The organism is Halalkalibacter okhensis (genome assembly GCF_000787375.1).
In the GTDB taxonomy this organism is placed as follows: domain Bacteria; phylum Bacillota; class Bacilli; order Bacillales; family Bacillaceae_D; genus Halalkalibacter; species Halalkalibacter okhensis.
This window is the reverse complement of record NZ_JRJU01000001.1, coordinates 183202-195628: the sequence shown is the minus strand read 5'-3', so window position 1 is coordinate 195628 and position 12427 is coordinate 183202. Positions and strand designations below refer to the sequence as shown.

Sequence of the window (12427 nt, the reverse complement as noted above, 5' to 3'; positions counted from 1 at the left end):
ATACTACATAGATTATAGTTAATTTTATTAGGAGGTGAACGAGTTGACAGAAAAAGAAACGCAAACAATGGAAGAAGAAGCAGTATCTGAGGAGAACGTAACACCTGCTGATGAAGCAGAAGGAGCAAATCAAGAGGTAGAGGTAACTGAAGAGGATGCCCGTCTTGCAGAAATAGCAGAACTTAACAACCGTCTCCTAAGAGTTCAAGCTGATTATGATAATTTCCGACGCCGATCTCGTGAGGAAAAAGAAGCGGCTGCGAAATATAGATCTCAAAATGTTATTGAAGCGTTATTGCCTGTAATTGATAACTTTGAGCGTGCTCTTCTTGTGAAACCTGAAGCAGAAGAAGCCAAATCTCTTCTACAAGGAATGGAAATGGTTTACCGTCAATTTCAAGATACATTGAAAAGTGAAGGTGTAGAAGTAATTGAAACGGTTGGACATTCATTTGATCCACACTTGCACCAAGCGGTTATGCAAGTAGAGGAAGATGGGTTTGAATCAAATCAAATCGTGGAAGAATTACAAAAGGGTTATAAATTAAAGGATCGTGTGCTTAGACCTTCTATGGTTAAAGTAAATGCGTAGTCCTTTACATATAGAATACATTATTGACAATTGTTGAATTGGAGGAGTATAAATCATGAGTAAAATCATTGGTATTGATTTAGGGACAACGAACTCTTGTGTAGCTGTTATGGAAGGCGGCGAGGCAACAGTTATTCCAAATCCAGAGGGTAACCGTACGACACCATCTGTTGTGGCATTTAAAGATGGTGAGCGCCAAGTTGGGGAAGTAGCAAAACGTCAAGCAATTACTAACCCTAATACAATTATCTCTATTAAGCGTCATATGGGTACAGACTACAAAGAAACAGTGGAAGGTAAAGACTACACTCCACAAGAAATTTCTGCAATCATTCTACAAAAGTTAAAATCTGATGCAGAAGCATATCTTGGTGAAACAGTAACAAAGGCTGTTATTACAGTACCTGCTTACTTCAACGATTCACAACGCCAAGCAACAAAGGATGCTGGTAAAATCGCAGGTCTTGAAGTTGAGCGTATTGTGAATGAGCCGACAGCTGCTGCACTTGCATACGGTTTAGAAAAAGAAGAAGACCAAACAATCCTTGTTTATGACCTAGGTGGTGGTACGTTTGACGTATCGATTCTAGAACTTGGCGATGGCTTCTTTGAAGTTAAAGCAACTTCTGGTGATAACAAACTTGGTGGAGATGACTTTGACCAAGTCATTATTGATCACTTAGTAGAACAATTCAAAAAAGACAATGGTATCGATTTATCTCAAGATAAAATGGCTATGCAACGTCTTAAGGATGCAGCTGAAAAAGCGAAGAAAGATCTTTCTGGTGTAACACAAACTCAAATTTCTCTTCCATTTATCACTGCTGATGCAACAGGTCCTAAGCATTTAGAACTTAGCTTAAGCCGTGCAAAATTCGAGGAGCTTTCTGCGGATCTAGTAGAACGTACACTTGGACCAACTCGTCGTGCTCTTTCGGATGCAGGTCTTTCTGCAAGTGAAATTGACAAAGTTGTACTAGTTGGTGGATCGACACGTATTCCTGCCGTTCAAGCAGAAATCAAGAAATTAACTGGAAAAGACCCACACAAAGGTGTAAATCCAGATGAAGTGGTTGCACTTGGTGCAGCTGTTCAAGCAGGTGTCTTAACAGGTGATGTTAAAGATGTTGTTCTTCTTGACGTAACACCACTGTCACTAGGGATTGAGACAATGGGTGGCGTATTTACAAAGCTAATTGAGCGTAATACAACGATTCCAACGTCTAAATCACAAACATTCTCTACAGCGGCAGATAATCAGCCTTCAGTAGACATTCATGTTCTTCAAGGAGAGCGTGAAATGGCAGCTTACAACAAAACGCTTGGTCGTTTCCAATTAACGGATATCCCACCAGCACCACGTGGTGTTCCGCAAATTGAAGTAACATTTGATATTGATGCGAACGGGATCGTAAATGTTAAAGCAAAAGATCTTGGTACAAATAAAGAACAATCTATTACGATTACTTCCTCTTCAGGTCTATCTGATGATGAGATCGAAAAAATGGTAAAAGATGCAGAAGCAAACGCTGAAGAAGATAAGAAGCGTCGCGAAGAAGTTGAGCTCCGTAATGAAGCAGATCAATTAGTATTCACTACTGAAAAAACGCTTAAAGATCTTGGCGATAACGTTGAGCAAGAGGAAAAAGATAAAGCTGAAGCAGCTAAAGATAAGCTAAAAGCAGCCATTGAATCAGATAACATTGACGAAATTCGTACAGCAAAAGATGAGCTTCAAGAAATCGTAATGGCTCTATCTACAAAGATGTATGAGCAAGCAGCTCAAGCTGCACAAGCAGCACAAGGTGCTGAAGGAGCAGAAGCTGGTGCAAACCAAGCAGATGAGAATGTAGTAGATGCTGACTACGAAGAAGTAAAAGAAGAAGAGAAAAAGTAAGTACGTTGAACAAAGTTCAAAGATGATTAATGTAGAAAAGTCAAAGTCAGATTTATGACTTTGACTTTTTCTACGAATGTATACCAAAAAGAGGATAATGGTTCTTCTTACCTGCATCTTGCGGATAATACTAAGATGATGATAAGATGAACGTTATGGAAAAGAGTCGGGAGTGGATGACATGAGTAAACGAGATTACTATGAAGTCCTTGGTGTCGATCAAAATGCTTCAGTTGATGAAGTGAAAAAAGCGTACCGTAAATTGGCGCGTAAATATCACCCAGATGTCAATAAAGAAGCTGACGCTACGGAGAAATTTAAAGAAGTAAAAGATGCATATGATACGTTAAGTGACCCGCAAAAGAAAGCTCATTATGATCAATTTGGTCATACAGATCCGAATCAAGGATTCGGTGGTGGGGCTGGCGACTTTGGTGGAGGTTTCGGAGACATTTTTGATATGTTCTTTGGAGGCGGCGGTGGGCGCCGTAACCCAAATGCGCCACGTCAAGGAGCAGATTTGCAATATACAATGACACTTGACTTTAAAGAAGCTGTTTTTGGGAAAGATACGGAGATTGAAATACCAAGAGAAGAAACGTGTCAAACATGTACAGGTTCAGGAGCAAAGCCTGGTACAAAGCCAGAAACATGTTCACACTGTGGAGGCGCTGGTCAATTAAACGTAGAGCAAAATACACCGTTTGGTCGAGTCGTTAATCGCAGAGTTTGTCACCACTGTGAAGGTACGGGGAAATTTATTAAAAATAAATGTACAACGTGTGGCGGAAAAGGAAAGGTACGTAAACGTAAAAAGATTAGCGTGAAAGTGCCTGCTGGTATTGATCATGGGCAGCAACTTCGTGTATCTGGCCAAGGGGAAGCTGGAGTTAACGGAGGGCCTCCTGGAGATCTATATGTTGTCTTTAATGTGAAACCGCATGAATTCTTTGATCGTGATGGTGATGATATTTATTGTGAAATGCCACTAACCTTCGCTCAAGTTGCGCTTGGTGACGAAATTGAAGTGCCAACTTTAAACGGAAAAGTGAAGCTGAAAATTCCTGCTGGTACTCAAACAGGAACGAACTTCCGTTTACGTGGTAAAGGTGTGCCGAACGTTCATGGCCGTGGTCAAGGGGATCAACATGTGAAAGTTCGTGTTGTTACACCTAAGAATTTAACGGAAAAAGAAAAAGATATGATTCGTGAATTTGCAAAAATGTCTGGTGGTCAGCCAGATGAACAGAATGATGGCTTCTTTGCAAAAGTGAGAAGAGCGTTTAAAGGTGATTAATTAAAAACTGGAGTTGGTAGAAATGATGAAATGGTCGGAATTTAGTATTCATACAACAGAGGAAGCGGTTGAGCCAGTCTGTCATATTTTGCATGAGGCTGGCGCAAGCGGGGTTGTCATTGAAGACTCAATTGACCTTGCAAAAGAGTGGGGCGATCGTTTCGGTGAGATCTACCAACTCTCTCCTGATGATTATCCAGAAGAGGGTGTTATTGTAAAAGCATACTTTCCGGTTAATAGTTTTTTAGCAGAGACGATTGATGAAATCAAAGAGTCAATAAATGGATTGCTTGCTTATGACATTGACCTTGGCTCAAATAAGGTTCAAATTGCTGAAGTACATGAAGAAGAGTGGGCTACTGCATGGAAGAAATATTACAAGCCTGTAAAAGTGTCCAGCTCAATCACCATTACTCCAACTTGGGAAGAGTATGAGGCATCAGAGGATGAGACAATCATCGAACTTGATCCGGGGATGGCATTTGGAACAGGGACGCATCCAACGACTGTTCTTTGTATACAAGCTCTTGATAAGGTGATTCAAGGTGGAGAAAAGGTTGTAGACGTTGGAACAGGATCAGGTGTTTTAAGCATCGCTGCGGCAAAGCTAGGGGCACAACGTACCTTAGCGCTTGATCTTGATTATGTAGCTGTGGAAAGTGCAGAACAAAATGTCGCGCTAAATCAAGTGGATCATACGGTAACGGTGAAACAGAATAATTTACTCGAAGGAATCGAGGGACCATTTGATATCGTCGTAGCCAATATATTAGCAGAGGTAATTGTTCGATTTGTTCAAGATGCGGCAGCGGTTCTTAAGCCAAACGGAACGTATATTACATCAGGAATTATTAAGCGTAAAAAACAAGAAGTAAAAGACGCCCTCACAAGCGGTGGATTTCTTATAGAAGAAATTGTTGAAATGGACGATTGGGTAGCCATTATCGCGAAAAAGAAGTAAGCCTTAATTAGAATTCTCTTTTTGATTATCACTTTAAAGTGAGGAAGATGAAGATGCAACGATATTTTGTTAAAAAAGAGCAGATGACAGACACAGCCGTTCAAATTATTGGGGATGATGTCAAGCACATCTCAAAAGTGATGCGGATGGATGTTGGCGATGAAGTTATTTGTAGTGACAATGACTCTAGGACAGTCAAATGTCGTTTATCAAATCTTTCGGATACGGAAATCAACGCAGACATAACAGAGACCCTTGAGCCTAAAACGGAACTTCCAGTTCAAGTGACCATTGCTCAAGGGCTTCCTAAAGGAGATAAGCTCGATCTAATTATTCAAAAAGGAACGGAGCTTGGAGCTTTTGCTTTCCTCCCCTTTGCTGCTGCTCGTTCGATTGTAAAGTGGGATCATAAGAAAGCGAGCAAGAAGATTGAAAGATTAGAGAAGATCGCAAAGGAAGCGGCGGAACAGTCTTATAGGGAACGAATCCCTGAAGTGTTACCCGTTCACTCGTTTTCACAGTTAAAACAAGAGCTCCCTTCATTTGATTTAATTATCTTGGCCTATGAAGAATCGGCGAAGCAAGGAGAACAAGCTCAGTTGGCTCAGCAGTTAACGACTGTAGCGCCTGGGCAAAAGATATTAGTGATTATTGGACCTGAAGGTGGAATCACAGAAGAAGAAGTGGATCAATTAACAAAACAAGGTGTTATTGTCTGTGGTTTTGGACCACGGATTTTACGTACGGAAACAGCATCTCTTTATGTGCTTGCTGCGATTTCGTACCATTTCGAATTAATGAGGTGATATTATGCCTACTGTTGCCTTTCATACATTAGGTTGTAAAGTAAATCATTACGAAACAGAAGCAATTTGGCAGCTGTTTCAACATGAAGGCTATGATAAAGTTGATTTTGAAGCAACGTCAGACGTTTATGTTATAAATACATGTACAGTAACTAATACAGGAGATAAAAAGAGTCGACAAGTGATTCGTCGTGCGATCCGTAAAAATCCTGATGCGGTTATTTGTGTAACAGGGTGTTACGCTCAAACATCTCCTGCTGAAATTATGGCGATCCCTGGTGTTGATATTGTCGTCGGAACACAAGACCGTGTGAAGATGCTAGAATATATCGAGCAGTTCAAGCGTGAACGTGAGCCAATTAATGGTGTAGGAAATATCATGAAATCACGTGTCTATGAAGAGCTTGATGTGCCGGCTTTTACAGATCGAACACGCGCATCTTTAAAAATACAAGAAGGCTGTAACAACTTTTGTACATTTTGTATTATTCCATGGGCTCGTGGGTTAATGCGTTCACGTGATCCACAGGAAGTGATTAAGCAAGCACAACAATTGGTACAAGCAGGATATAAAGAAATCGTTCTAACAGGAATTCATACGGGTGGATATGGAGAGGACTTAAAAGATTATAGTCTAGCACGCTTACTCGAAGACTTAGAAAAAGTCGAAGGTTTGAAGCGTATCCGTATTTCATCGATTGAGGCAAGCCAATTAACTGACGAAGTGATAAATGTGATTGACCGCTCAACTAAAGTTGTACGTCACCTGCACATTCCATTGCAATCTGGGTCAAATACTGTGTTAAAACGGATGCGCCGTAAATATACAATGGAATTCTTTGGCGAACGTTTAGATCGCTTGAAAGAAGTCCTACCAGGGCTTGCTGTAACTTCTGACGTGATCGTTGGTTTTCCTGGTGAGACAGAAGAAGAGTTCCAAGAAACGTTTGATTTTATTGCAAAACACAAGTTTAGTGAGCTGCATGTGTTTCCATATTCAAAGCGCACTGGGACACCAGCTGCTCGTATGGAAGATCAGGTAGATGAAGAGATTAAAAATGAACGCGTACACCGTTTAATTGAATTATCTAATCAATTAGCGAAAGAATACGCATCGCATTTTGAAGGAGAAGTACTTGAAGTAATCCCAGAAGAGCGCGATAAAGAAGACAAAAATAGTGGTAGATTTATTGGATATACCGATAACTATCTAAAAGTAAAAGTTGCCGCTACAGAGGACATGATTGGCCAGCTTGTTAAAGTAAAAATAACTAAAGCAGGTTATCCATATAACGAGGGCGAATTCGTACGCGTGTTAGAGGAAGCGGAGACCGTACAAGTTGTAAATGGATAAAAAGACTTTCTCACTAGCAGGAAAAAGGCAGTAATGGCTTTTAGGGGTCTCTCAAATGGTTGAAAATGAACCTTTTGCGAGACCCTCTTTCACTATTTATGAAACTATAGCAAGAAGATCTATTTAATGATATGATTTATATAGAAACGATATGAGAATTACCACTAGGGGAGCCTAATTTGGCTGAGAATAAAGCATTGCTTAGACCCTTTGAACCTGAACTGTGTAATCGCAGCGTAGGGAAGTGGCCATCATTTTATCAGCTATATTTTTTTGAGAAAACATAGTTAAGATTGATGACCGCTTTCAAGATAGGAAGCGGTTTTTTTATATTAAAGAGGAGTGTTTTGCGTTGTTACCAACATACGAAGCAGTAAAACAAGAGCTAATAGATTTTATAAAACAGCCTACTGCCAGTGATGAACAATTTAATCAAATGGCTTTAAAGGTCTTTCAATTCCAATATGAAAACAACCAAACATATCGGAAATTTTGTAGAAAACGGCGCGTTTCACCAAGAACCGTCAAGCATTATCTGGATATTCCACCAGTGCCAATCGATGCCTTTAAATTGAGTACTTTATCAAGTCATCCCATTGAAGAAACGAAATCATTATTTATGACAAGTGGAACAACGAATTCCGAAAAAAGAGGGAAAAATTATCATCGTGATTTAGATGTTTATGATGTATCGATGAAAACTTTTTTTAAGTCAGCAATTATGCCTGATCTAGAAAAGGTAAAAATGTTAGTCCTCTTTCCGGAAGAAGAAGTGTTGCCAAATTCGTCATTAGCACATTATTTACATATCGCTAAACAATCATTTGGAACAAAAGATAGTCTAAATGTTTTTTCGAAAGATGAATTTCAAGTTGACAAACTAATAGATGAACTAAAAAAAGTGGAACAAAGTAAAGAACCGGTTTTAATCATTGGAGCAACGTTTTCCTTTATTCATTTATTAGATGAGTGTAAAAAAAAGAATATGAATTTTGAATTACCTCCCAAAAGTCGCTTGATGGATACGGGTGGAGCTAAAGGGAAATCCCGAGAAATCGAGCCAAAGGTGTTTAAAGAAGAGGTGGGTAAGTTATTTTCGGTACCTATAGAAAATTGCCTTAATATGTACGGTATGACAGAACTGAGCTCACAAATGTATGATGGGAATTTTCTACATGATGAATCTGACTACCTAACTCCAAAAAAACATGCACCACATTGGGTAAGAACCGTAGTGATGGATATTGAGCGAATGGAAGAGAAGGCCATAGGGGAACGAGGGATTATCGTTCATTATGATTTGGCGAATGTGAATTCTGTTTTGGGTATTTTAACAGAGGATGTAGGGATCCGTGCTGATCATGGATTTTATCTAGTAGGTCGAGCAGAAGGAGCAGACGCAAAAGGGTGTTCATTAGCGGTTGAACAATTTCTAGCTTCTAACAACCAATCAAGAGGGGATCTAGTATGACGATAACCTATACTTGTTATCATGTGCCATCCTCATGTGAGCAGGACGTTGCTTCTGCTTCTTTTCAAACATTAACATTTGAAAATCATGGGAAAAAAGTAGAATTATCGGTTCCGCAGATCACTCCCGTTCTAATCGAGTCAGTCATGGCACAGTTGAAACAGCAACAATTGAACTATGTGAGCACACTTCGTACGAATGATTTAATAGATATTTTTGATCAAGCGATTGAAAGATGGTTAGACCCCGAGTTTGAATTACGAAAGCTAGCAGAGGAACTGCTCCCGATCATTACGGGGTATGATCGGGAAATGATTCGTTTATTCTTAAGCCGGTATTTACGGCAATTTCGCAAAATTAAATTACAGCGGATGATTGATGAAGATTTTCCGAACCCTCTTGTGTTAGATGAGTTCCGCCCAAGAAAAGCAGGAGGGGTGTATCGAGCATACGGTCCAGGTGTCATTACCCATATTTTTTCAGGGAATGTTCCAGCCTTGCCGCTTTGGAGTTTGGCTGCAGGCATATTACTGAAGTCAGCAACACTCGGAAAAGTATCGTCTTCTGAGCCATTGTTTCCTGTGTTGTTTGCTAAAACCATTACAGATATTGATCCGAGGTTAGGAGATTCACTAGCTATTTTATGGTGGAAAGGTGGAAATCAGTCAATAGAAGAGGTAAGTTTCCAATCAACGGATGCCGTCATTGCTTATGGTGGAAAAGAAACGATTGAGACGGTTAGACAGAAAGTGCCCACAGAGACAAGCTTTCATGCACATGGTCATAAGGTTAGTTTTGGATTGTTAACGAAAGAGTGTTTGCAAACAACGAAAGCATGGCAAGCAGCAAAGCTAGCTGCAAGTGATGCCTCCTGGTTTGATCAGCAAGGGTGCCTATCGCCGCATGTTTTTTTTGTTGAACGTGGAGGAGCCTATTCTCCAAAAGATTTTGCACAAATGTTAGCGAATGAGATGGCCAACTTTCAAGAATCACATCCACGTGCCCATTTAACAGAAGAAGAACAGCAATCTATAGTAAAGCTACGAACATCGATTGAGTTTGAGAGCTTTGAAGATCCAACTGTTAGTCTTTTGAAAAGTGAGTCCGGAACAGATTGGACCGTGGTTTATCGAGAACGAGGAGAGGAGAATTTATTCCCATTTTCTCCTCTTAATCGATTTGTTACCGTTGTACAGATTGACAATATCACGGACATTAAAGAGTATATGAGCCAAATAAAGGGGTTCGTTCAAACAGTCGGAGTTGGTTGTGCCCCCCACTCTTTCGCATCTATTGTTCCCCTTTTAGGAGAATTTGGTGTCAATCGAATCTGTGCTTTAGGATCGATGCCTCATCCCGAACCGGGCTGGCATCATGATGGTCGCTTTCATTTAGCCGATTTAGTCCGATTTTGTGATGTGGAGTCGACTTTAGAAAAGCAGATGGATCTATTTGATGTACTTAGAGATTAAGGGGAGTGACTAGATGCCGATCATTACGTGTCAAGACATCGTCCTGCAATTTAACACAGAACAAGCACCTATATTTGATCATATACAATTAGAAATCCAAGAAGGGGAGTTTGTTAGCATTATTGGAAAAAGTGGAAGTGGGAAGACGACCCTTTTGCAAATGATTGGTGGCTTGCTGACTCCGACAAAAGGCGAGGTTTCTGTGTTAGGACAGGTGATATCCGAGCCACCTGATGAGATCACGTACGTATTTCAAAAACCCGTCCTTTTAGAATGGCGTAATGTACTAGAGAATGTTCTTATGCCTATTGAATTAAAAAGGAAATTAACTCAACAGGATTGTGATAAAGCACTGGAAGTACTTGCTTCGGTTGGTTTAGAGGATCATCAAAAGAAATATCCTCATGAATTGTCTGGAGGTATGATGTCTCGAGTAACATTGGCAAGAGCTTTTATGATGGAGCCGAAAATATTATTGATGGACGAGCCTTTTTCAGCTCTAGATGCCATGACAAAAGAACAGCTGCAACTAGAATTGATGAAATTGACAAGGAAATATAGGACGACTACCGTTTTTATCACACATGATATTACAGAGGCCGCTTATCTTGCAGACCGAGTAATTTTGTTAGGTGGACAGCCAGCCAATGTAATGCAAGAATTACACGTGCCTTTTATTAGACCAAGGCCAAAGGAAATAAAATTTGATTCTTCGTTTATTGAGATTGTGAAGGGCTTGCATAACTCGATTGAAGGGTTAGGTGGTCACTCAAAATGAAAATGACGAAAGTGTATTCCCTATTGCTGTTTCTTTTTTTACTTATTATTTGGGAAGCGGTTGTTCAAATAAAAGATATTTCAAAAATAATTTTGCCAGCTCCAACGGCTATTGGAGCCAACTTAATCCAGCATTTTCAAAGTGGATATTTCTATCCTCATATTTTTGCAACGTCGATTGAGGTGTTGGGTGGATTTTTTGTTGGGTCGCTTCTCGGGATCGGACTAGGGTTTTTAGTAGCGCAATCTAAGACAACACAAGAAATCTTACAACCATATATTATTGCTTCACAAGCAATGCCCAAACTAGCTTTGGCACCTCTTTTAGTATTGTGGTTTGGTTTTGGTTATACGCCAAAAATAGTGATTGTAGCCCTTGTTTGCTTTTTTCCGTTATTTGAGAGTACGATTACCGGGCTTTCTCATGTTAGTCGAGAGAAGTTGGCGCTTTTTCAATCATTGAAAGCGACAAGGAGTCAAACTCTCCTAAAGCTACGACTTCCAACGGCGATGCCATATATTTTTTCGGGATTGCGTGTTGCAGTGGTACTAAGTGTGGTTGGAGCAGTCATTAGTGAATTTATTGGAGCGAATAAAGGTTTAGGTGCCCTTATTATTGCATCACAAGGAATGCTCGATACAACGTTAATGTTTTCTGTATTTATTTTGCTAACAGCAAAAGGGATGATATTGTATCAGCTTATTAATTGGGTTGAGACATTCTTTTTTAAAAAATATAGTTATTCTAGGGGAGAGTTGAAATGAAACGATTTATGAAACAAATCGGTGCTGTACTTTGTTTCGCTACACTAACCGTAAGTATTGCCGGTTGTGGAGCGGAAGAAGAAAGTGAAATACAGGAGGAAGAAGCAGCAGAACAATCAATCGAAAGAATAAGAATGGCTTCGTGGAGCCAACCGATTACCGAACAAGCTAACATTTATTTAGCGGAGGAAAAAGGCTGGTTTGATGATGTAGGGATTGATTTTGAGTACATACCTGGTGCTGGCGGAGGAGATGCGATTCGTAATATCATTGCCGGTAATGCAGATATTGCCTTTGCAAATGTGGAAGCTGTTCTGTTGGCACTTGAACAAGGTGAGAAATTGAGAGTGATTTATAACATTTATCCAGAGAATGTTTTTAACTTAATTTCATTGAAAGAAAGCAATATTACAAGTATGGAAGATCTACGTGGACAAGATGTAGGAATCTACAGTAGAAGCAGTGGAACGTATCAAAATCTTCTTGTTCTTCTGCATCAAGCGAATATGACGGAAGAAGATGTGAATCTTATTGAAACAGGTGTACTTAACTTTGGCCCTTTAATGAATAAACAAGTTGTAGCAACAGCGGCAACAGACACAGGCTTGCATGATGCACAGCGCAATGAATTAGGAGAAGTTGATGTAATTGAGGTGAAAGATGTCCTTAATACGCCTGCGGATGTATTTGTTGTGACAGAAGAAACGTATCAAGAAAGACAAGAAGAGCTTATTCGTTTCCTTCAAGTATATCGAGACAGTGTAGCATATACGATGGAGCATCCAACAGAGGCTGCGGAAGTGGCTGTTACTGCAGCGATAGATGGTCAGGATGTAGATAGAAATGTTGAAATTATTAACATCCGTAATGAAACGTCAACAAACGAAGAAATTGCTGAAAAGGGATTGGGCTGGTTAAACGTAGATATTTTACAAGAAGTAGAAGAAACCTACTATGAGCTAGGATTGCTAAGTGAAAGAGTAAATATCGAAACCATTACAACAAATGAACTAGTAGAACAATTAAACTAAGGTG

The 12427-nt window shown here is 39.8% G+C and carries 11 protein-coding genes and 1 riboswitch; all 11 genes read left to right on the top strand.

The window, feature by feature from the left end; genetic code table 11:
* The first annotated feature begins 43 nt into the window (after positions 1-43).
* The 11 genes from grpE to LQ50_RS00955 all read left to right on the top strand — a co-directional run bounded on the left by grpE (position 44) and on the right by LQ50_RS00955 (position 12423).
* The gene (gene grpE, locus LQ50_RS01005) at positions 44-592 is read left to right on the top strand and encodes a nucleotide exchange factor GrpE (protein WP_084138576.1); all 549 of its coding nucleotides are present in this window, start codon (positions 44-46) and stop codon (positions 590-592) included.
* Positions 593-647: 55 nt separating this feature from the next.
* Entirely contained in the window at positions 648-2489 is a 1842-nt protein-coding gene (dnaK, locus tag LQ50_RS01000) for a molecular chaperone DnaK (protein WP_034625086.1), read from the top strand.
* Positions 2490-2670: 181 nt separating this feature from the next.
* Positions 2671-3786 carry a molecular chaperone DnaJ gene (gene dnaJ / locus LQ50_RS00995; protein ID WP_034625084.1) on the top strand — a complete coding sequence of 372 codons (1116 nt, stop codon included), beginning with the start codon at positions 2671-2673 and terminating at the stop codon, positions 3784-3786.
* A gap of 25 nt (positions 3787-3811) precedes the next feature.
* On the top strand, positions 3812-4747 hold the full coding sequence (prmA, locus tag LQ50_RS00990) for a 50S ribosomal protein L11 methyltransferase (protein ID WP_034625404.1): 936 nt from the start codon (positions 3812-3814) through the stop codon (positions 4745-4747).
* Positions 4748-4800: 53 nt separating this feature from the next.
* Complete coding sequence (locus LQ50_RS00985) at positions 4801-5553, top strand: 16S rRNA (uracil(1498)-N(3))-methyltransferase (RefSeq protein ID WP_034625082.1); 753 nt, start codon at positions 4801-4803, stop codon at positions 5551-5553.
* A gap of 4 nt (positions 5554-5557) precedes the next feature.
* Entirely contained in the window at positions 5558-6907 is a 1350-nt protein-coding gene (mtaB, locus tag LQ50_RS00980; RefSeq protein ID WP_034625080.1) for a tRNA (N(6)-L-threonylcarbamoyladenosine(37)-C(2))-methylthiotransferase MtaB, read from the top strand.
* A gap of 156 nt (positions 6908-7063) precedes the next feature.
* Positions 7064-7167, top strand: a riboswitch (TPP riboswitch).
* Positions 7168-7259: 92 nt separating this feature from the next.
* Positions 7260-8378 (top strand): LuxE/PaaK family acyltransferase, encoded by a 1119-nt coding sequence (locus LQ50_RS00975; protein ID WP_034625077.1) that lies wholly within the window; start codon positions 7260-7262, stop codon positions 8376-8378.
* Positions 8375-9850 (top strand): acyl-CoA reductase, encoded by a 1476-nt coding sequence (locus LQ50_RS00970; protein ID WP_034625076.1) that lies wholly within the window; start codon positions 8375-8377, stop codon positions 9848-9850. The genes LQ50_RS00975 and LQ50_RS00970 overlap by 4 nt, the downstream gene beginning before the upstream one ends.
* A 13-nt stretch (positions 9851-9863) precedes the next feature.
* Positions 9864-10628, top strand: coding sequence for an ABC transporter ATP-binding protein (locus LQ50_RS00965; protein ID WP_034625075.1), 765 nt, complete (start codon positions 9864-9866; stop codon positions 10626-10628).
* On the top strand, positions 10625-11392 hold the full coding sequence (locus tag LQ50_RS00960; protein WP_034625073.1) for an ABC transporter permease: 768 nt from the start codon (positions 10625-10627) through the stop codon (positions 11390-11392). The genes LQ50_RS00965 and LQ50_RS00960 overlap by 4 nt, the downstream gene beginning before the upstream one ends.
* Positions 11389-12423 carry an ABC transporter substrate-binding protein gene (locus LQ50_RS00955; protein ID WP_034625072.1) on the top strand — a complete coding sequence of 345 codons (1035 nt, stop codon included), beginning with the start codon at positions 11389-11391 and terminating at the stop codon, positions 12421-12423. Before LQ50_RS00960 ends, LQ50_RS00955 begins: the two co-directional genes overlap by 4 nt.
* The last annotated feature ends 4 nt before the right edge of the window (positions 12424-12427 follow it).